Raw genomic sequence first — 20,499 nt, forward strand, 5'->3', positions numbered from 1 at the left:
CCTTACTCAACCATGGCAATCAACGATTTCGATTTCGTCCTCTTCGGCGGCGGCGGCGATCTGGCAATGCGCAAGCTGATTCCGGCGCTGTACATGCTGGCCCGCTCCAAGGGCGGCTTTCCACCGTCGGCGCGCATCGTCAGCGTGGGCCGGCATCCGTTCAGCAAGGAAGAGTACATCGCGATGCTCGACGAGCAGGCCAAGTGCCATATCGCGCCCGAATGCCTGAGCAAGGAAGCCTGGAGCGCTTTCTGCGACCGCATCTCCTATGTGTCGGTCGATGCCACCGATCCCGGCACCTATGCCGCGCTGAAGGAAGACATGCGCAGCGAGCCCGGCATCTCGCGGGTGTATTACCTCGCCACGCCGCCGGCATTGTTCTCGGTGATCTGCCAGAACCTGAAGCAGGCCGGCCTGGTCACGCCGGAGTCGCGCGTGGTGCTGGAAAAGCCGCTGGGCCGCGACCTGGCCAGCGCGCGCCAGATCAATGCCGAAGTCGGCAAGGTATTCGAGGAAAAGCAGATATTCCGCATCGACCATTACCTCGGCAAGGAAGCGGTGCAGAACCTCTTGGCGCTGCGCTTCGGCAATATCCTGTTCGAGCCGCTGTGGCGGCGCGAATGGATTTCGGATGTGCAGATCACCATCGCCGAAGAGCTCGGCGTGGGCAATCGCATGGGCTATTACGAAACCTCGGGCGCGCTGCGCGACATGCTGCAGAACCATCTGCTGCAGCTCCTGTGCATCGTCGCCATGGAACCGCCGGTAGACAGCACTCCGGACGCGGTGCGCGATGAAAAGCTGAAGGTCCTGCGCGCGCTGCGCCGCTTCACGCCCAACACCCTGGTGCAGAACGTGGTGCGCGGCCAGTACCGCAGCGGCCATGTGCATGGCGAGCCGGTGCCGGCCTATCGGCGCGAGCCGGATGCGAATCCGCAATCGCGCACCGAGACCTTCGTCGCGGTCAAGGCCGAGATCGATACCTGGCGCTGGTCCGGCGTGCCCTTCTTCCTGCGCACCGGCAAGCGCATGGCCGATTCGCTGGCCGAGATCGTGGTGCGCTTCAAGTCGATACCGCATTCGATCTTTGCGCAGCCGATCAGCAGCTTCCAGCCGAATTCGCTGGTGATCCGCCTGCAGCCGGATGAAGGCCTGTCGCTATCGCTGATGGCAAAGATGCCCGGCGACGGCATGCGCCTGCGTCCGGCCGACCTCGGCCTGGACTTCCGCGAAACCTTCAAGAAGCCGCGCATGGAAGCCTACGAGCGCCTGCTGATGGATGTGCTGCGCAATCAATTGACGCTGTTCATGCGCAGCGACGAGCTGGAAGCGGCCTGGGAATGGGTCGAACCCATCCTCGAATTCTGGGACCAGGAAGACAACGAGCCGGTGTTCTACAGCGCCGGTTCCTGGGGACCGGGCGCGGCCAGCGCTCTGATCGGGCGCGACGGTTTGCAGTGGCGCGAAGAAGCGCTGCCGGAGATGTGAGCCGCCGATGTTGCTCGATGCCATACGCACCCGACTCGGCAGCCTGTCCAAGTCCGAGCGCAAGGTCGCGCTGGCGGTGCTGGAAAACCCGGAGCTGACCATCTCGGAAAACATCAGCGCGCTGGCCAGAAGCGCGCAGGTGTCCGAGCCGACCGTGGTGCGCTTCTGCCGCGCGATCGGCTATGACGGCTGGCATGAGTTCAAGCTCAAGCTGGCGCAGGGTCTGGCGCTGGCGCCGCGCGCTCTGGATGAAGCGCCATTGCCGGACGACCTGGCCTCGGACCTGATCGGCAAGATCTGCGGCCGCTCGGTCAATGTGCTGCTCGATCTGCGCAACAACCTCGATGCGCAGGCGGTGCAGGCTGCCATCGACCTGCTGGCTTCGGCGAAGAAGATCGAGTTCTACGGCCAGGGCAGCTCGGGCCTGGTGGCAGCCGATGCGCAGCACAAGTTCTTTCGCTCGGGCGTGCCCACGGTCGCGTATTCGGATCCGCACATCCATGCAATCTCAGCGGCGCTGCTGCAGAAAGGCGATGCAGTGGTTGCGATCTCGCAGCGCGGCGGCAGCGTTGCCCTGCTGCACAGCGTGCGCCTGGCGCGGGATGCGGGCGCGGACATCATCGCCATTGCGCCTTCCGGCACGCCCTTGGCCGCGCTGGCAACGGTGCTGCTGCCAGTGGACTTGCCGGTGGACACCGACCCGTACCGGCCGATCTCGGCGCGCCTTGCGCACCTGACGGTGATCGACATCCTCGCCGTCGGCCTGGCGTTGCGACGCGGCCCGGACTTCCGGCGCCAGATGCAATCGGCGCAGCGCGCGCTGCAGCGCATCGATATCCAGTTCGATCCGTATACCGAGCTGGCCCCGGCGCCGGCGCGCAAGGCGGCGGATTGAAGTCCAGGGCGTAGAATGCACGGCTGCGAAGCGCATTCTTCACGTAGGGTGGGCGAAGCCCACGCGGCCAACGGTCGAGCGATCCTGCGCGTGGGCTTCGCCCACCCTACGAACCGGATCCGCGCAAAGCGCCGCCGCCTCTTATAACGTAGCCTCCCCTGCCATCCAACCGCAGCCAAGACCATGAACCAACTCGACCAGCTCAAGCAATACACCACCATCGTTGCCGACACCGGCGACTTTCAATCGATCGAAGCCTATGCGCCGCAGGATGCGACCACGAATCCATCGCTGATCCTCAAGGCGGTGCAGAAGGCGGAATACCGGCCGCTGCTGGAGCAGGCGGCGCGTGACCATCGCAGTCACGGCGTGGCGCACATCATCGACCAATTGCTGGTGTCCTTCGGCCGGCGCATCCTCGATATCATCCCTGGCCGCGTCTCCACCGAGACCGATGCGCGCCTGTCCTTCGACACTGCCGGCACCATCGCCAAGGGCCGTGAACTGATTGCGCTGTATGAAGCCGCGGGCGTATCGCGCGAGCGGGTGCTGATCAAGATCGCCTCTACCTGGGAAGGCATACGCGCTGCCGAAGTCCTGGAGCGCGAAGGCATACGCTGCAACATGACGCTGCTGTTTTCGCTGCCGCAGGCGGTGGCCTGCGCCGACGCCGGCGCGCAACTGATCTCGCCCTTTGTCGGTCGCATCTATGACTGGTACAAGAAGCAGAGCGGTCAGGAGTACATGGGCGCGGACGACCCCGGCGTGCAATCGGTCCAGCGCATCTACAACTACTACCGCAAGTTCGGCCATGACACCGAAGTCATGGGCGCAAGTTTTCGCAACACCTCGCAGATACTCGAGCTGGCCGGCTGCGATCTGCTGACCATCAGCCCGGAGCTGCTGCAGAAGCTGGCGCAGGGCGAAGGCGCGGTCAAGCGCAAGCTCAGCCCCGAGAGCGCCGCGCAAAGCGATCTGCAGCGCATGGAACTGGATGAGAAGGCATTCCGCTTCCTGCTCAATGAAGACGCGATGGCGACCGAGAAGCTGGCCGAAGGCATACGCCAGTTCTGCGCCGATGCGGTGAAGCTCGAAGGCCTGATCGCGGCGCTGTAAACGACGCATTGCTTCAGCGCGGATCGGCTGCCGATTTCATTCGACGCTGTGCTTGGCTGCGCTTCTCATTGCGCCGTGCTGGACATCATCACGGCGCTCTGTTCCAATCGGGGTCGCGATTTCATGCACCCGACGAAGAAAGGAACAGGCGGATGACCGACACACCCGATACGATGCCCAGCGCCGCCATCGAGCCGCCGTGCGCGCTTTCTTCCACCCGCCTGCTGTTCACCTCCACCACCCGCTTCTACACCGCCGCGCTGGACCGCGATCTCTTCGGTCAATGGAGCGTCACCCGCAGCTGGGGCAGCACCCGCAACGGCCAGGGCGGCGGGCGGGTGTCGGTGGTGACGAGCTTCGAAGCGGGGATGGCGATGCTGGGTGTGATACGCAAGCGGCGCGAGCGTTGCGGGTATCGGTTGCAGGGAGCATGAAGCGCATGCGCGCAGTGCGCTTCATGGCTCCGTGTCAGTGCTGACGATTGCGTGGTTTCAGACCGAGTTCGCTTGATGATCCCGCGCTTTGTCGGCAGCTTGCGCGTCAGATGCGGAATGCTCATGTGCGCGAACAGCTTCGGCATTGGTGGTCACGGTGGTGCTCGTGGTCGTGGATAGTTGCATCGCCTGGCGGCTGCTCTGGTCCGATGACGTTGGCGGAATGCCCGTCGCGAGCGCCGATGCTTCCAATGCCAGCGCGTCCCGAATCATGCTTACCACTGCGGATCTTCCGCCCTTATCGAAATGAGCTTGCACCAAATCACTGCAACTCGGTTCCCTGTATTTGCCAGCTGCATGCCATGTCGATACTTTGCGCATATTTTTATTCCCCAACACCTCACTTATTCTCGTCGCGAACCTTTGGCCGTATACCTCTCTCATTTCTTTACTGCCCAGATCGCCATCAAACATCTCGGTAAGCAAGCCAATAAAACGAGCAGGCAAGGCATCAGCGTTCTGTAACTGGCCATGCACATAGCCATACAATGCAGCTTGGATCTCAGCTAGCCATTGCCGACGCTCTGCCTCTCCACATCCGGGCGTTCCATCCGGCTGTCTCCTCGCTTTTTCAAGGCAAGCCCAGAGCCCGTTGATTGCTTCAGCAATCAGCCACTTTGCATACGTTCCTTTGGCATTTTTGAATAAACCATCCATATGCAAGGCTGCGATCTGGACGACGGCAATATAGTCCTTGAACTCTGCCAGTTCGGTGAATTTGGGATAGGAGACTAGAAATTCACTGAGACGGGGTTGCAGCCGATTCCATTGTGCGATGGCGGCATCCGCAGCCGAAGCGTGAGCCAATGTCTGCTCCAGTATGGAAGACGCTTTCCTCTGCCGCTCTCTGAATTCTGTTTCCAGACGAGTTGTAATCTGCCAGAGCATTGGTTGACTCCCCTTGCTCACCGGCTTGCCCAAGCTCCTCTTCGGCGGTACGACAGGAAGCGTTGCCGAGTCAGGCACAACCATGTCGCGCCCCGCCATCGGGCCAGCAGGTTGCGGATACACCGGGCCAAATACCAGCCTCGGGGCGCTGGCCTTCCAGCCGCGCATCATGGCCGGTATCGCCAGCGAAGGGATGATGGGTACGGCATAGCTAACGGGTGCAAGCGCACCACGCGCCATCGCATTTCGGTCGAGCTCGGACGAAGCAGAGTTATCCGGGAGTGATGGCAGTGGTGGCTGCAACGGTGGCGCTGCTTCCAGCGCCGCCAATTCCTGCCGCACGAGGTTGGCCAACTCGTATCGCTCCCCCGCGCCTGGAATCCGCATGCTCTCGATCAACACTGTCTCAAGTATCGATTCGAACTTTGACGCTGACGTCGACGGACTGCACCCGTCGGGATACGAATCGCAAGCGGCGTAAGAGTTGGCAGTTTCCCGATGCGATATCCAGGGCCGTTTCGCGGGCCGGCTTTGTTCATCGCCTGCTTTGCCATCAGGGTGCTGCGCAAACGATGCGTTCGACGCTACCGCACTGTGCGTGCGCTTGCCGTGGCCGGCATTGGCCTGCAAAGCCTGGCTGGAAGGCGTCACTGAGGTATGCGGAGGAAGTAATCGGCTTACGGGCGTTGAGCCGTAATCCAGATGCAAGGGTTCATGATCGGGGAGACGGTCAGCATTCATTGGAAAATCAGAAGGAAGAAAGAGGATGGGCCGGACAGGCATTCCAGCAGCGCACGGCGACATGCTCAAAGCGCACAGCGCATTTCACGCATCATGCAGCGCCACCGACACGCGGAACTGGAGCAATGCGATGCAAACTTCTGTATCGCCTCACTGTCAGCAAGTGGCATTCAGTATCACGTGACCCATCCTTGTTCCTGTGGACAGAAATGGCACTGCGCGAACTGCCATTCTCGTCAAACGATCTTTGCCCTGATTGGCGCATTCCCTTGCATCCTTCACCACCACGGCGCACATGCGATTGCAGCCTGCTTCACTGCTTCAAATCCTGTCTGGCTGATACCCCGGCGTGTTACCGATATCGAGTGCGCCGAGCCCGGACTTTTCATGCGCACGACCATGGCTGCCGCCAGGGAGCGCTGTGGTGCCGGTGGTCGTGAAGGATGGGGACGACGAGGTCGTGAAGGATGGGGACGACGAGGTCGTGAAGGATGGGGACGACGAGGTCGTGATAGCTTGCGCTGCCCGGCCGGTGTTCCAGTCCAATGTAATCAGTGGGACGACTGGAACGAAGTTCGACACGTGCAATCCCGAATCATTCCAGATGAGTTGCACCAACTCGGATTTACTGTCCTTGTCGAAATAGGCCTGTGCCAGGTCCTTGCAACTCAGTTCTTTGTATTCGCCATTTTCAAGAAATGACCGCGCAGCTTTGGCGGCGCTGACCAGTGGCAACTGGTTGCGGCCATTGCTGAGCGGCCTCTCATAGAGCTTGCTTAGCCGCTGCTCTGTGAACTGAAAGTGATATACCTTGATGAGCAAGTGTATGAAGCGAGCGGACAAAGCGTGATCAACTCGCTTCTCATCTCGATCCACGCCAAACAAGGATTCTCTCATCGCAGTTTTGCACCGCTCTGCGGTTGCGTTTTTTTCCTGCTCGGATTTCGCTTTCCTTGAGCGAATTGTCTTCGCCCATCTGCCGAGCAGAACGAGAGCGTCAGCAATAACCACCTCGGCTTGCCAACTCGTGCCATTTCCGAGTGGAGCATCCAGATACAACACCGCAATCTGGACAACGGCAAGATAGTCCGCGAATTCTTCCGGTTTGGTAAACATGGCGCATGACATCAGGAATTTGTCGAGCGCAGGCTGCAGCTGCTTCCAGCGATGCGCAACGACGGACGAACCCGTTTCCGCAGCTTGAAGCTGATCCAGCAATGGCAATGCGGCATTGGTATTGCGGGGGAGAGCGCTTCGTGGATCGGATCGTTTGGCTGAATCCTTTACCTTCCGCTCTTCGCTTACCTTCCACATAGGCTCAAATACAATGGACTTCTCTTTCGACGCCTGCACTTGACTCCCTCCGCTTCGGCTTTTCACATGCTCGTAGAGCTTTTCGAACTTGAGCGATGCATGCGGATCCACGCTGCCGTCGTCCGCGCCAGACAAGGAAGCCGTTGACATATTCAACATGGCTTCGGCACCTCCCTGCGTCGATATGGTAGGTATGGGATCTGAAGCTTCAGCAGCGCCGGCAACCAATAGCCACGACGGCATACCGTTCAAGCCTGGGAACAACATGTGTGATGGCAAGAACGTCGGCAGCATCGGCGCACTGAAATGGGAATCGGACACAACATAAGAAGCTGTATGTGTCGGTTCCAGCTGTTGCCAATGCTGCGCAGGCATGTTGCCGGCTTCAGCGTAGGAAGGAGTGGGCTGCGTTGCAGCTTTTGTTTCAGCCAGGATGTACGGAGCAAGGGCCGGCATCACGATCTTTTTAAAATTTGCCGCGGGCAGCGGCGGGCTGGCATTGCCGGCACGCCGATTGAATGTGTCGTCATGCGTGGGGCTGCTCCGCTCGGACAATCTCGGCTTCTTCGGGTCTCTATCTTCATCCGTTGGCACGGTTTCGCCAGTCATCTGCGCATGCGAACGCTTGACGCTCCCAGTGCCGACATCGGCAGCAACATCGAATGAACCTGAGCCCTTGTTCGCAGGAATGGTGACTTGCGTACCGGGCGATGGCTTGACGGATCGTGGAGGTTTATCGTGAACGAGAAAAGAAATATCCATGGGTATCTGTGGATAGGAATGGAGAGAAGACGCAAAGATACGTTGCGACGCTGCCTGTCACCGTGAAGAACACGCACGGTGACAGGCCTGTTTTTCAACCAATATTGATGACGTATCCGGAACGAGGTGAACCAGGGATCGGTCGCTATTGGCAAGCCTCGTTGGTGGCGGTTCGTGCTACACCGTTCCAAACTGCGGCGAAGGCAATCGACGTCGGCTTATGTCTCGGCTAAACGGTCCGCCTTATCACAGCGTGTGGAGGCCGCATGGACGAAAAAAAACGGGCGACTTGCGTCGCCCGTCTTCACTGCATCGATATGTGAACGGCTTACGCCCGCTCGCGCACCCAGTCCGCCACGCCCTGCAGCGCCTTCGGCAAGCCCGATGCATCGGTACCGCCGGCCTGCGCCATGTCGGGCCGTCCGCCGCCCTTGCCGCCGACCTGCTGCGCGACAAAGTTGACCAGCTCGCCGGCCTTCACCTTCGCGGTCGCATCCGCGGTCACGCCGGCGATCAGGCTGACCTTGCCGTCGTTGACAGCGGCCAGCACGATGGCGGCGCTCTTCAACTTGTCCTTGAGCTTGTCGACGGTGCTGCGCAGCGCGGCGACATCAGCGCCATTGAGCGTTGCGGCCAGCACCTTGATGCCGTTGATGTCCACCGCCTGGTTCACCAGTTCATCGCCCTGGCTCGCGGCCATCTTTGCCTTCAGGCTGTTCAGTTCGCGCTCGAGCTGGCGCACCTGGTCCTGCACCTGGTGGATGCGGCTGGTCAGCTCTTCGGGCTGCGCCTTCAATGCCGACGCCGCTTCGTTGACGGTGCCGGCCAGCTTCTGCACCAGCGCCAGCGCGTTCTCGCCGGTGACAGCTTCGACGCGGCGGATGCCTGCGGCCACGCCGCCCTCCGAGACGATCTTGAACAGACCGATGTCGCCGGTGCGGGTGACGTGGGTGCCGCCGCACAGCTCGCGCGAGGAGCCGATGCCCAGCACGCGCACTTCGTCGCCATACTTCTCGCCAAACAGCGCCATCGCGCCGCGATTGATCGCCTCGTCATACGGCAGATGCTCGGCTTCGGTCGCGGCGTTCAGCAGAATCTCGTGGTTGACGATGGCTTCGACGCGGCGGATCTCGTCCGCGGTCAGCGGCGCATTGTGGCTGAAGTCGAAGCGGGTCTTTTCGGCATCGACCAGCGAGCCCTTCTGCGCGACATGGCCGCCCAGCACCATGCGCAGCGCCTTGTGCATCAGGTGCGTGGCCGAGTGGTTGCGCATGGTGTCGGCGCGATGGCGCGCATCCACCTTCGCTTCCAGGACATCGCCGACCGCGATCGTTCCGGATTTCAGAACGCCGTGATGGCCATGCACATCGGGCTGCAGCTTGCGCGTGTCTTTCACTTCGAACTCGATGCCTTCGGCTTCCAGCACGCCGATGTCACCGACCTGGCCGCCGGACTCGGCGTAGAAGGGCGTGGCATCCAGCACCACGATCGCGTCGTCGCCGGCGTTGATCTTGTCCACCGGCAGGCCGTTCACATACAGCGCCAGCACTTCGGCCTGCAGCTCCAGCGCGTCATAGCCCATGAACCTGGTTTTCGCGCCGCTGTATTCGACGGTGGCAGTCATCTCAAACTTGCCTGCAGCGCGCGCAGTGGACTTCTGGCGTTCCATCGCCGCCTGGAAGCCTTCCTCGTCGAGAATCACATCGCGCTCGCGGCAGATGTCGGCGGTCAAATCCAGCGGGAAGCCATAGGTGTCGTACAGCGTGAATGCGGTCTTGCCATCCAGGCGCGCCGGGTCCTTCGCCAAAGCGGCGTCGAGGATCTTCATGCCCTTTTCCAGGGTTTCGCCGAAGCGCTCTTCCTCATGCTTCAGGACCTGCTGCACGCGCTCGGCCGCAGCCGGCAGCTCCGGATAGGCTGCACCCATCTCGGCCACCAGGTCCGGCACCAGCTTGTAGAAGAACGGCTGGGTCTGGCCCAGCTTGTAGCCGTGGCGCAGCGCGCGGCGGATGATGCGGCGCAGGACATAGCTGCGGCCTTCGCTGCCCGGGATCACGCCGTCGACGATCAGGAATGCGCAGGCGCGGATATGGTCGGCGATCACGCGCAGCGAGCTGTTCTCGATGTCCTTCTCGCCGGTCTCGCGCGCGGCGGCGGCGATCAGGCGCTGGAACAGGTCGATCTCGTAATTGCTGTGCACGTGCTGCAGCACTGCGGCCAGGCGCTCCAGGCCCATGCCGGTGTCGACGCAGGGCGCGGGCAGCGGCGTCAATGTCGCTTCGCCGGTGGTGGCATCGATCTGGCGGTCGAACTGCATGAACACGTTGTTCCAGATCTCGATGTAGCGGTCGCCGTCCTGCTCCGGGCTGCCCGGAGGGCCGCCCCAGACGTCGGGGCCGTGGTCGTAGAAGATTTCCGAGCACGGGCCGCAGGGGCCGGTGTCGGCCATCTGCCAGAAATTGTCGGAGGCATACGGCGCGCCCTTGTTGTCGCCGATGCGCACCACGCGCTCGGGCGGCAGGCCGATCACATTGACCCAGATGTCATAGGCTTCGTCGTCGGTCTGGTACACGGTGGCCCAGAGCTTTTCCGGCGGCAGCTGGTAGACATTGGTCAGCAGTTCCCAGGCCCAGACCAGCGCATCGCGCTTGAAATAGTCGCCGAAGGACCAGTTGCCCAGCATTTCGAAGAAGGTGTGGTGGCGCGCGGTGTAGCCGACGTTTTCCAGGTCGTTGTGCTTGCCGCCTGCGCGCAGGCAGCGTTGCACCGAAGCAGCGCGCACGTAATTGCGCTTGTCGGTGCCGAGGAATACATCCTTGAACTGCACCATGCCGGAATTGGTGAACAACAGTGTCGGGTCATTGCCCGGCACCAGGCTGGAGGAACGGACGACGGTATGGCCCTTGGATTCGAAGAACTTCAGGAACTTGGCGCGTATCTCGGACGATTTCATGATCGGGGTCGTAATGGCGGCGGATTTTGCAAACGGTCGATTATACGGGAATGAATGCACGGGAATGAATGCACGGAATTCGCCACTGAACCGTTGCCGTAAAGACCCTCTTTAATGCCGTCCTTAATCCTCCCGGTTCCTCCGATTTAATCGCCCCATCTCCGCCCCGGTTCGCCTACACTGCTGCCCATTCAACAATTCCACAGGAGACCAACCCGATGACGCCCTCCCCCGCCAAGACCGCGCTCGGCCATATCCGGGTGCTCGACCTGAGCCGGGTGCTCGCCGGCCCCTGGTGCGCGCAGAACCTGGCCGACCTCGGCGCCGATGTGATCAAGGTCGAACGGCCCGGCACCGGCGACGATACCCGCTCCTGGGGACCGCCCTACCTGAAGGACGCCGCCGGCGCGGATACCCTTGAGGCCGCCTACTACCTCGCCGCCAACCGCAACAAGCGCTCGATCACGCTGGACATCGCCAGCCCCGAAGGCCAGGACATCATCCGCCGCCTGCTGCCGCACTGCGACGTGGTGCTGGAGAACTACAAGGTCGGGCAATTGAAGAAATACGGCCTGGATTACGACTCGCTGCGCGCAATCCGGCCGGATCTGATCTATTGCTCCGTGACCGGTTTCGGCCAGGACGGTCCCTATTCCCATCGCGCCGGTTACGATTTCATCGTCCAGGGCATGGGCGGCTTCATGTCGGTGACGGGCGAGCGCGACGGCGTGCCCGGCGGCGGTCCGCAGAAGGCCGGCGTGGCGATCTCGGACCTGATGACCGGCATGTACGCCACCATCGCCATCCTCGCCGCGCTGAACCACCGCGAGCGCAGCGGCGAAGGCCAGCGTATCGACATGGCGCTGCTCGATGTGCAGGTGGCGATGATGGCCAATATGGCGACCAATTTTCTTGCCAGCGGCAAGCCGCCGGTGCGCTGGGGCAATGCGCATCCGAACATCGTGCCCTACCAGACATTTGCCGCGGCCGACGGCCACATCATCGTTGCGGTCGGCAACGACGGCCAGTACCGCAAGTTCGTCGTCGCTGGCGGGCGGCCCGAGCTGGCCGATGATCCGCGCTTTTCGACCAACCCGGAGCGGGTGCGCAACCGCGACATCCTCGTTCCCCTCCTCGCCGACATGGTCGCTGCGCGCAGCAAGCAGGAATGGATCGACGCGCTGGAAGCGGCCGGCGTGCCGTGCGGGCCGATCAACCGGCTCGATGAAGTCTTCGCCAATGAACAGGTGCAGGCGCGCGGCATGGAAGTCGTGCTGCCGCATCCGAGCGGCGGCGAAGTGCATCTGCCGGCCAGCCCGATGAAGATGTCGGTCACGCCGCCGCGCCATGACATGCCGCCGCCGACGCTGGGGCAGCATACGGTGGAAGTGCTGGGCGAGTTGCTCGGGATGGGAGAGGGGGAAATCGATGCGCTGCGTGCGCGGGGGCTGGTGTGAGGCAATTCTTCGTATGGTGGGCGCGAGCCCACGCGTCTGCTCGGCTGTCGGGAACGCCTGGGCTTGCGCCCACCCTACGAACCGGGGTTGTCTGCGCCCTCGCGTTCATCCGCCAAACTGGCGATTCACTCCACCGTCCCTGCATTCCGTCGCATCCCGCTGGAGCGCGCCGATGTCCTTCCCGAGAATGGCCGCACTGCCATACACCACGGGAGCGACATCATGGTTTTCACGCCTGTCATGCTGATACACCTTGCCGCCGCGTCGAGCGCCCTCCTGCTTGGCGGCGTGGTGCTGTTCATGCGGCGCGGCACGCCGCCGCATCGCCTTGCCGGCCGCGTCTGGGTCGCGCTGATGGTCATCACGGCGATCTCGTCCTTCTTCATCCGCACGCATGGGCATTTCACCGTGATCCATCTGCTGTCGCTGCTGGTGCTCTACATGTTGACGATGGCCATCGTCAACATTCGCCGGCGCAACATCGTCCGGCATCAGCGCATGATGATCGGCTCCTACACCGGTCTGGCACTCGCGGCCGTGTTTACGCTTCTGCCCAGCCGCCGTCTCGGCTACCTGCTGTGGCATGCGCTGCATCTGGTTTGACGACGTGAATACGCCGCTTCCAAGCGCACACGACAAGCCGCCGCTGCGTCAATTCAGCGTGCATTTCGTGGTCGTTACGGTGTTCAACGTGCTGTGCGCGGCACTGATCACCTGGGGCCTGAAGATGGGAGGCGACTTCCGCGAGAACCTGGTGTATTCGCTGTGCATCGGCACGCTGGCGCTGGTCTTCATCGATGGCGGCCGGCTGCTGCTTTGGAACACTGGCCGCGCCAGATTGCCCGGCTTCATGCTGCTGACCCTGGCTTCGCTGCCGGCCGCGCAAATTCTCGGCAGCCTCGTGGCAAGCGCGTTGCTTGGCATTCCACACCGCCATGCCTTGCCCGGTTCCGACGGCTACCCGGTGCAATTGCTGATTTTTACAATGATGGCCGGCATCGCCACTACCTGGTTCTTCTACAGCCGCGGCCGCATGGCAACGCTGGCAGCCGAAGCCGAGGCCGAAAAGGCACGCGCCGCAGCCCAGGAAAGATTGGCGGCACAGGCGCAGCTGCAAATGCTGCAGGCGCAGATCGAGCCGCACATGCTGTTCAACACGCTGGCCAATCTGCAGGGCCTGATTGCGATCGATCCGCCGCGCGCCCAGCATCTGCTGGAGCAATTGATCGTGTATCTGCGCGCCGCGCTCGATGCGGCCCGCGCGGCGCAGACCACGCTGGAGAAGGAATTCACGCTGCTGCGCGCCTACCTCGAGCTGATGTCGGTGCGCATGGGCAGCCGTCTGTCCTACGCGCTCGATCTGCCGCCGGAGTTGCGCGGCGTGGCGATCGCGCCGATGCTGCTGCAGCCGCTGGTGGAAAACGCGATCCGCCATGGGCTCGAGCCGAAGATCGAGGGAGGTCGCATCGATATCCGCGCCGCGCGCGAGCATAGTGAGCTGGTTTTGGCGGTGGTCGATACCGGCCTGGGCCTGGATGCACCGGCCCAGCACGGCAGCGGCATGGCGCTGGCCAATATCAACGAACGGCTGCGCGCGCTGTATGGCGACCATGCCCACTTCACGCTTCTGCCCAACGCGCCTTGCGGCGCCATCGCTGAAATCAGGATAAGGACGCCATGAACACTTTCCGTGCCTTGATTGCCGAAGATGAACCGGTGCTGGCCGCGATGCTGGCTGCGGCCTTGCAGCGTGTCTGGCCCGAGCTGCAGATCGTGGCCACCGCATCGAACGGCGTGGCGGCGGTCGACGACGCGCTGGCGCTGCGGCCCGACGTGCTGTTTCTCGACATCCGCATGCCGGGCAAGACCGGGCTGGAAGCAGCCCAGGAACTGGCCGAGGAATGGCCGGACGGCGTGGCATTTCCCTTGCTGGTATTCGTGACCGCCTATGACGAATATGCGATTGCCGCTTTCGAGCAGGCTGCGGTCGATTATGTGCAAAAGCCGGTGTCCGAGGCGCGCCTGGTCAAGACCGTGACGCGGCTGCGCGAGCGGCTGGAAAAACCGCGCGGCGGCGAGCTGGACGCGGTGCTGACGCAATTGCGCGCACTGGCAGCACCTGCCGCGGGCAACGCGCCGGCCGAGCGGCTGACGATGATACGCGCAGCGGTCGGCAATACAGTGCGCCTGATCCCGGTCGACGAGGTGCTGTATTTCGAAGCGACGGACAAGTATGTGAACGTGGTCACCGCCGAGGGCGAGGCGCTGATCAGAACGCCCTTGAAGGATTTGCTGCCCGGGCTCGATGCGCAACGGTTCTGGCAGATTCATCGCGGCACGGTAGTCAATATCACGCAGGTGACGACGGCGCTGCGCGATGAAGCCGGTAAGCTGCGCCTGGCCTTGAAAGGACGCCGGGAAACGCTGCCGGTGAGCCGGGTGTATGCGCACCTGTTCCGGCAGATGTAGGTTGGGCTGACGAAGGATGCCCAACATGCCCGCGGTCCGTGGACGTTTGATGTTGGGCTTGTCAGCCCAACCTACGAAGGAAGCCCCAACGTGCGCGGACCGCGAGCGTTTGACGTTGGACTTGCAGTCCAAGCTACGGCCCTGCCGTCCGGTTCGACAACCCATTACGACAACCCAACATGAAACCCCTGCCAGCCACCCTTCTCGCCCTCGCCATCGGTCTGCCCGCGCTACTCCTGCTGGCCGGTCGCCTCGACCTGCTCGCCGGCCGCCGCCCCGACGACCTCGGCGCGCGCGACGGCCTGTTGAAGCCACCCGCGGCGCGTTCCTGGAATTCGGTGTCGAGTCAGGCCAGGCTGCATGCGCATACCGACTACCACGTGATTGCGCCGCTCGCCTACCAGGGCGATGGCAAGGCCGCCTTCGCCCGGCTCACCGGCATCGTGCGCGCCATGCCGGGCGCGACTGTCATTAACGCCACGCCAGGCTATCTGTACGCGGAATTCCGCACGCCCTGGCTGCGCTTCGTCGACGATGCCGAATTCCTGCTCGACGAACGCGACCATGTCATTCACATGCGCTCGGCTTCGCGCCTGGGCCGCAAGGATTTCGGCGTGAATCGCAAGCGACTGGAAGACGTACGCGCGCGTTTCGGGAGCTGAACGTCGCGCCCCGGTCGCTACGGTAGAATGCTGCCCTTGTCCAGCATGCATGCCTTCCCACGCCCATGAGCAACGTACCCAAGAGCACCGACGCCAACCCCGCCGCATCGAATTTCGTGCGCGGCATCATCGAGTCCGACCTGGCTTCCGGCCATTACGCCGGCCGCCACGATGCCCAGGGCCAGCCGCTGCCTCAGGTCATCACCCGCTTTCCGCCGGAGCCGAACGGCTATCTGCACATCGGCCACGCCAAATCGATCTGCCTGAACTTCGGCCTGGCGCGCGACTTCGCCGGCCGCTGCCATCTGCGCTTCGACGACACCAATCCCGAGAAGGAAGAACAGGAATACGTCGACACCATCATCGACAGCGTGCGCTGGCTCGGCTTCGACTGGCAGTCCGACGGCCGCGAGCACCTGTACTACGCCAGCGACTACTTCCCCAAGCTCTACGAAATGGCGCAATACCTGATCCGCGCCGGCCACGCCTATGTCGACAGCCAGACGGCCGAGGAAATGGCGGCCAATCGCGGCAGCTTCGCCGAGCCGGGCAAAAACTCGCCCTACCGCGACCGGCCGGCCGAGGAGTCGCTGGACCTGTTCTCGCGCATGAAGGCCGGAGAATTCCGCGACGGCCAGCACATCCTGCGCGCCAAGATCGACATGGCGTCGCCGAACATGAACCTGCGCGACCCGGCGATCTACCGCATCCGCCATGCGCATCACCATCGCACCGGCGACGAATGGTGCATCTACCCGATGTACGACTACACCCATCCGATCTCGGATGCGCTGGAAAACATCAGCCATTCGCTGTGCACGCTGGAATTCCAGGACCACCGGCCGTTCTACGACTGGGTGCTGGAACGCCTGGCCGAGGGCGGCTACCTGCAGCGGCCGCTGCCGCATCAATACGAATTCGCGCGGCTGAACCTGACCTATGCGATCACCAGCAAGCGCAAGCTGCTGCAACTGGTCGAGGAAGGCATCGTCGACGGCTGGGACGATCCGCGCATGCCGACCATCGTTGGCATCCGCCGTCGCGGCTATACGCCGGAATCGCTGCAACTGTTCTGCGAACGCATCGGCGTCTCCAAGGCCGACAGCTGGATCGACATGAGCATCCTCGAAGGCGCGCTGCGCGACGACCTGGATGCGAAGGCGCCGCGCGCGACCGCGGTGCTCAATCCGCTGAAGCTCATCATCGACAACTTCCCGGAAGGCGAGACCGTGGAATGCAGCGCGCCGGTGCATCCGCATCATCCGGAGCGCGGCAACCGCAACTTCCCGATCAGCCGCGAGTTGTGGATCGAAGCCGAGGACTTCATGGAGACGCCGAGCAAGGGCTACTTCCGGCTGTTCCCCGGCAATAAGGTCAGACTGCGCTACGGCTACGTGGTCGAATGCACCGGCTGCGACAAGGATGCGAACGGCAACGTGGTCGCGGTGCACTGCAACTACTTCGCCGACAGCAAGAGCGGCACCGAGGGCTCGGCCAATTACAAGGTGAAGGGCAATATCCACTGGGTCAGCACCGCGCATGCGCTGCAGGCCGAGGTGCGGCTGTACGACCGGCTGTTCACCGATCCGCAACCGGATGCCGGCGGCCGCGACTTCAAGGCGGCGCTGAATCCGGATGCGAAGACCGTGGTGAGCGCCTACCTGGAACCGGGATTGGCAGCGGCGCTGCCGGAAGACCGTTTCCAGTTCGAGCGCCATGGCTATTTCGTCGCGGACCGCGTGGATTCCAAGCCGGGCAAGCCGGTGTTCAACCGGATTGCCACGCTGAAGGACAGCTGGGGGAAATAAGCAGCGGATGGCGCGGCGCATGCGCGGCGCGCCAGGCTGTGGCCTATTGCGTCTTTCGCTCGAAAAGCGGTTCCCGGCCATTGCGGATGCGCCGCGTGTTATCCATCTCCAGAACAAGCGAAAGCAGGTCGCGGGTCTGGCGCAGCGTTTCATACTTTTCCAGCGCGGCCTCGTCTGCATCCAGCAGGTTCCGCGCCTTCAGAACCAACAGCATTTTTGCACGCTCGAACCTGAGGGTCCTGAGAACGCCCCTGACCATGTCCTTCAGCGCATTGACGTCGGCGGGCGGCTCGTGGAGGTAGGAAAGCAGCGTGGAGGTGGCATTGAAAACCTCGTCGGTCACCTTATCCTGGTTGTCGCTCGCGAATGCACCCCATTCGGTGTAATGCGGACCGTCTTCCCTTGCGGCATACACCACCGACTGGACAGGCTTGTAGCTCGGCAGCTGCTCCAGCTCCTCGCGCGCCCGCCGGAACTTGTCGCTGGCGAACAATTGCTGCAACTCCATGTGCTCGGGCTGCGAAATGCGGGGCGCGCGCCGGGATCTGGGCACGCGTTCACCCGCTTCGACCTTCGCGGATTTCGTGCTCGAAGTCGTCAATACCGACGCCATCGACGACGCCGCCTGGTGCGTGACCAGTACGCTGTCGCCGGAATGCTCGCGCCGGGTCTTGCGCGGCTTCGACCTGGCGGGTTTATCCCTGTCCTCCGGCGACGATTCCTTTGACGACGCCTTGCTGCTCTTGCCGCTCTTGCTGGCCTTGCCGCTGCGGCTGCTCTTTGCCGAAGACTTTTTTTCGTGCGAATCGCGTCCGAGCGGCTGCGGTGCGTCGTCCTCATCCTTGTCGCGGCGCGCCTGGGAAGCGGTGTCGCTGCGGTCGAGGCGGCGTTTTCTCCTTTCGGTTTTTTCGGCGGTATTGGAGGTCGAAATGGTCGTTGCATCCGACGGCTGCCGCGGCATCACGAGCACCGACGAGGACGGCGCAGCGGCTGCCGCGCCGCCCGGCTGCCCATCCTCGGTGTCGGTGCGTATCCGGCGCAACTTGGGTCGGTCGTTCTTTGCCTTTCCCTTCACGGTCTGGCTACCGGCGGATGCTGGCAAACCGGACGAGCGCGGGCTCTTGGGCACGACCGTACTTGCCCGGTCGTCCGCCGGATTTTTCGCTTCCGACCTCGTTGAACCGGTCAGCTTCGGGTCTTTGGTGAGAAGGACCAAGGGCATGCTGCCGCGGCGCTGATGCGTTTTGCTTCCCTTGTGCGGGCCACTGTTCGCCATCATTGGCTGGCTGGTTGCTCCCGAGCGCGCGTGGAGCGATCGCGCATAAGGCGAATCCGGCAACTCGGGGCGAGCACTGCCCGCTTTCTTCATCGCATCCATGAGTTGCGCGACCGTCTGCTTGATTTGGTTGTCGCTCTTGAACTGCGTCAGTGTTTTGCCTTGCGCCTGCCGACACAGCGTGAGCAGCAACAGCAATTCGCCACTGATGATCCCTACCAGCGATGCGTTGGGCTTCGTCAGGCATGTCTGGGCGATCTGCAGCAGAACGTGCTCACTCGGACTGAGATCATGGCCGATCGTCCATGCCTGTTCCTGGACGGCGTAGCCATCGTTTTCCATGCTGTCGACATCCGCAAAACGGGACAATACCTTCAGTGTGAAACGCAGGGCGAGCTGGTCTTTCTCTATTTTCTCGGCGGCCCGGCCTTTCTCATTCGGCACTACGACTTCCATTACCTTCTGCTCGTTTTCGCGCCATGCCTTCACGTAGGAATTGGGATGCGCCGCATGGTGGGCATCCCGCATCGGCGCGAGCGCGGGCGCGAGCTCCTGCACGTCCAGCGACAGATCGTTGCCGGTGCCCACGAGGTTGTTGAGAATCCTCGCTGCGTCGGAACCGCCCGGTTTATCGATCAGCTCATCATTCCATTCGCGCAACTTGCCTACGAGCGCAGCGCGCGAATCATCGGTGAGCACTTCGCGCTCGCCGACATACACGACCCGCACCACCGGGATCTTCTGGCCGCCCATGCCTTGCGGCAGCCTGAATTCCATCGTCACGTGGCCGGTCCCGGGCTGCAATTTCAAAAATTGATACAGGCCTGCCGGTGTGGCTTGCGCATCCAGCGTGTAGGTCGCGCTGAGCGGCGTTTGTGTAACATCCATTTCCCTCTCTCCTTGACAATTAACAAACCGGCGTTTGTGTGCCGGCTGTGTCGTCAAGGTTCCTCGGCGCGCGTCGAGATGGCGATGAATGTCGACAATCTCGCCGCGCCGGCGCTCTCGGGAAGGCGCAGGCGCGGTGCGGTCAGGCCTGCTGCTTGCGGCTGCCGGCAATGCGTTCGACCCAGGCGGCATAGGCGTCGATGATCGTCTGGAGGAACTTGCGCGCCGATTCATCCTGCAGCTTGCCGGCGTCGTCGAACCATTTCGCCACACCGCCGAGATAAGCCTCGGGCTGCTGCATCGTCAGCACATCGAGGAACACCAGCGACTGGCGCAGGTGGTGATTCGCGCCGAAGCCGCCGATCGCGCCCGGCGACACGCTGATCACCGCACCAGGCTTACCACCGGCGTACGCGCTTTTGCCATAAGGCCGCGAGCCGACGTCGATCGCATTCTTCAGCACCGAGGGCACCGAGCGGTTGTATTCCGGCGTGATGAACATCAGGCCATCGGCGCGGCCGACGCGCTCGCGGAAGGCGGTCCATGCGGCCGGCGGCGTGCCTTCGTCGTCGGGGTCCTGGTTGTAGATCGGCAGATCGCCGATCTCGACGATGTCGAGCTTGAGCGACGGCGGCGCCATCTCCATCAGCGCGTGCGCCACCTTGCGATTGAACGATGCCTTGCGCAGGCTGCCGACCAGTACGGCAATGTCATAGGTCTGACTCATGAATGCTCCTGTGGGGTGAAGTGGGAAGTTGCTGGCGATGCTTGACGGCATAGCGCTTGTCCATGCCGGCGGTCGGTGAGCGAGATTAGCATGCGATTTACGAACGCGCCGCACGCCACAGCCAGGGTCCTCGATACATCGCAAGCCCAGGCCTGAGCCTGCGCAAAGTTTTGCTGCGCGATGCTGGGAAGATGCGCACTGCGCATTGCGCGCTGAGCCGCGACATGGCGGCATGCGCGCTCGGTCAGGTGGACCGGTCGTGCACGCCGGCAATCGCATCGGCAAGCTGGCCCAGCGTCGCATGCGGCGGCAAAGCCAGGCCGCCAAGCTCGATGCCCAGTTCGGCTTCGACATCGAGGAGCAGATCAAGTATGTGCAGTGAATCGATGCCCAGGCTTTCGAGCCGGGAGCTGGACTCGAGCGCGGCATCGATGCAATAACGCTCGCGCAGCAGCGTCTTCAATACGGCGATGATGGTTTCAGAGTCTGACAAGGACGCCTCCGGGATGCGCATGGAATCGATGCATGTCGGGCCGATACGGGTATGGGGAAGACTCGGCT

The 20,499-nt window shown here is 62.6% G+C and carries 16 protein-coding genes; 10 read left to right on the top strand and 6 right to left on the bottom strand.

Annotated features, from left to right (window positions below; translation table 11 throughout):
- The first annotated feature begins 12 nt into the window (after positions 1 to 12).
- From zwf to JJB74_RS01030, 4 genes are all read left to right on the top strand, one after another.
- On the top strand, positions 13 to 1,488 hold the full coding sequence (gene zwf, locus JJB74_RS01015; protein ID WP_200589792.1) for a glucose-6-phosphate dehydrogenase: 1,476 nt from the start codon (positions 13 to 15) through the stop codon (positions 1,486 to 1,488).
- A 7-nt stretch (positions 1,489 to 1,495) separates the two neighbouring features.
- Entirely contained in the window at positions 1,496 to 2,383 is an 888-nt protein-coding gene (locus JJB74_RS01020) for an SIS domain-containing protein (protein ID WP_200589794.1), read from the top strand.
- A 183-nt stretch (positions 2,384 to 2,566) separates the two neighbouring features.
- The gene (tal, locus tag JJB74_RS01025; protein WP_200589796.1) at positions 2,567 to 3,499 is read left to right on the top strand and encodes a transaldolase; all 933 of its coding nucleotides are present in this window, start codon (positions 2,567 to 2,569) and stop codon (positions 3,497 to 3,499) included.
- Positions 3,500 to 3,651: 152 nt separating this feature from the next.
- Complete coding sequence (locus tag JJB74_RS01030; protein ID WP_200589798.1) at positions 3,652 to 3,933, top strand: WGR domain-containing protein; 282 nt, start codon at positions 3,652 to 3,654, stop codon at positions 3,931 to 3,933.
- 57 nt (positions 3,934 to 3,990) lie between these two features.
- Here the strand turns inward: JJB74_RS01030 and JJB74_RS01035 are convergent, their stop codons facing one another.
- The 3 genes from JJB74_RS01035 to alaS all read right to left on the bottom strand — a co-directional run bounded on the left by JJB74_RS01035 (position 3,991) and on the right by alaS (position 10,651).
- The gene (locus JJB74_RS01035; RefSeq protein ID WP_200589800.1) at positions 3,991 to 5,235 is read right to left on the bottom strand and encodes a hypothetical protein; all 1,245 of its coding nucleotides are present in this window, start codon (positions 5,233 to 5,235) and stop codon (positions 3,991 to 3,993) included.
- A gap of 708 nt (positions 5,236 to 5,943) precedes the next feature.
- Entirely contained in the window at positions 5,944 to 7,698 is a 1,755-nt protein-coding gene (locus JJB74_RS01040) for a hypothetical protein (RefSeq protein ID WP_200589802.1), read from the bottom strand.
- 328 nt (positions 7,699 to 8,026) lie between these two features.
- Positions 8,027 to 10,651, bottom strand: coding sequence for an alanine--tRNA ligase (gene alaS, locus JJB74_RS01045; RefSeq protein WP_200589804.1), 2,625 nt, complete (start codon positions 10,649 to 10,651; stop codon positions 8,027 to 8,029).
- Positions 10,652 to 10,869: 218 nt separating this feature from the next.
- Between alaS and JJB74_RS01050 the strand changes: the two genes are divergently transcribed.
- From JJB74_RS01050 to JJB74_RS01075, 6 genes are all read left to right on the top strand, one after another.
- The gene (locus tag JJB74_RS01050) at positions 10,870 to 12,108 is read left to right on the top strand and encodes a CaiB/BaiF CoA transferase family protein (protein ID WP_200589807.1); all 1,239 of its coding nucleotides are present in this window, start codon (positions 10,870 to 10,872) and stop codon (positions 12,106 to 12,108) included.
- A 222-nt stretch (positions 12,109 to 12,330) separates the two neighbouring features.
- Positions 12,331 to 12,711: a DUF2306 domain-containing protein gene (locus JJB74_RS01055; protein ID WP_200589808.1), complete on the top strand. Its 381-nt coding sequence runs from the start codon at positions 12,331 to 12,333 to the stop codon at positions 12,709 to 12,711.
- Between the two features lie 4 nt (positions 12,712 to 12,715).
- Positions 12,716 to 13,789, top strand: coding sequence for a sensor histidine kinase (locus tag JJB74_RS01060; RefSeq protein ID WP_325170071.1), 1,074 nt, complete (start codon positions 12,716 to 12,718; stop codon positions 13,787 to 13,789).
- Positions 13,786 to 14,577, top strand: a complete 792-nt coding sequence (locus JJB74_RS01065) for a LytR/AlgR family response regulator transcription factor (protein WP_200589812.1) — start codon at positions 13,786 to 13,788, stop codon at positions 14,575 to 14,577. Before JJB74_RS01060 ends, JJB74_RS01065 begins: the two co-directional genes overlap by 4 nt.
- 179 nt (positions 14,578 to 14,756) lie before the next feature.
- The gene (locus tag JJB74_RS01070; protein ID WP_200589813.1) at positions 14,757 to 15,239 is read left to right on the top strand and encodes a DUF1499 domain-containing protein; all 483 of its coding nucleotides are present in this window, start codon (positions 14,757 to 14,759) and stop codon (positions 15,237 to 15,239) included.
- Between the two features lie 65 nt (positions 15,240 to 15,304).
- Positions 15,305 to 17,047, top strand: a complete 1,743-nt coding sequence (locus JJB74_RS01075) for a glutamine--tRNA ligase/YqeY domain fusion protein (protein ID WP_200589815.1) — start codon at positions 15,305 to 15,307, stop codon at positions 17,045 to 17,047.
- A 43-nt stretch (positions 17,048 to 17,090) separates the two neighbouring features.
- Here JJB74_RS01075 and JJB74_RS01080 read toward each other — a convergent pair whose 3' ends face one another.
- The 3 genes from JJB74_RS01080 to JJB74_RS01090 form a co-directional block, all read right to left on the bottom strand.
- Positions 17,091 to 19,211, bottom strand: a complete 2,121-nt coding sequence (locus JJB74_RS01080) for a hypothetical protein (RefSeq protein WP_200589817.1) — start codon at positions 19,209 to 19,211, stop codon at positions 17,091 to 17,093.
- Positions 19,212 to 19,353: 142 nt separating this feature from the next.
- Complete coding sequence (locus JJB74_RS01085; protein WP_200589819.1) at positions 19,354 to 19,938, bottom strand: NADPH-dependent FMN reductase; 585 nt, start codon at positions 19,936 to 19,938, stop codon at positions 19,354 to 19,356.
- Positions 19,939 to 20,182: 244 nt separating this feature from the next.
- On the bottom strand, positions 20,183 to 20,431 hold the full coding sequence (locus tag JJB74_RS01090) for an acyl carrier protein (RefSeq protein ID WP_200589821.1): 249 nt from the start codon (positions 20,429 to 20,431) through the stop codon (positions 20,183 to 20,185).
- Positions 20,432 to 20,499: the final 68 nt, after the last annotated feature.

It is taken from the genome of Noviherbaspirillum pedocola, from assembly GCF_016632335.1.
Classification (GTDB): domain Bacteria; phylum Pseudomonadota; class Gammaproteobacteria; order Burkholderiales; family Burkholderiaceae_D; genus Noviherbaspirillum_A; species Noviherbaspirillum_A pedocola.